Source organism: uncultured Psychroserpens sp. (genome assembly GCF_947494225.1).
Lineage (GTDB): Bacteria > Bacteroidota > Bacteroidia > Flavobacteriales > Flavobacteriaceae > Psychroserpens.
Genome location: NZ_CANLUG010000028.1, coordinates 1 through 536, shown reverse-complemented (window position 1 = coordinate 536; position 536 = coordinate 1). Strand labels below are relative to the sequence as shown.

At 42.0% G+C, this 536-nt stretch carries 1 protein-coding gene; it reads right to left on the bottom strand.

Annotation, left to right across the window (positions count from 1 at the left end):
• On the bottom strand, positions 1-536 hold a 536-nt coding region (locus tag Q0893_RS19505; RefSeq protein ID WP_299278962.1), incomplete at both ends, for a hypothetical protein.

Here is a 536-nt window from a genome sequence, read left to right as displayed (position 1 = left end):
TCCCACGAACAAGTCGTATTATTAAACGTTGCAGTCTCATAACATTCTGTTGCAGGTTCTGCAGGCTGACTACCAGTCACATCCCATGAACACGTTGTGTTATTAAATGTTGCCGTTTCATAACATTCCGTTGCAGGTTCTGCTGGTTGTGATCCAGTGACATCCCATGAGCACGTTGTATTGTTAAATGTTGCCGTTTCATAACATTCTGTTGCAGGTTCTGCAGGTTGACTACCAGTTACATCCCATGAACAAGTCGTATTATTAAACGTTGCAGTCTCATAACATTCTGTTGTTGGTTCTGCAGGCTGACTACCAGTGACATCCCATGAACAAGTCGTATTATTAAATGTTGCCGTTTCATAACATTCCGTTGCAGGTTCTGCTGGTTGTGATCCAGTCACATCCCACGAACAAGTCGTGTTATTAAAGGTTGCTGTTTCATAACATTCTGTTGCAGGTTCTGCTGGTTGACTACCAGTTACATCCCATGAACACGTTGTATTATTAAAGGTTGCAGTCTCATAACATTCTGT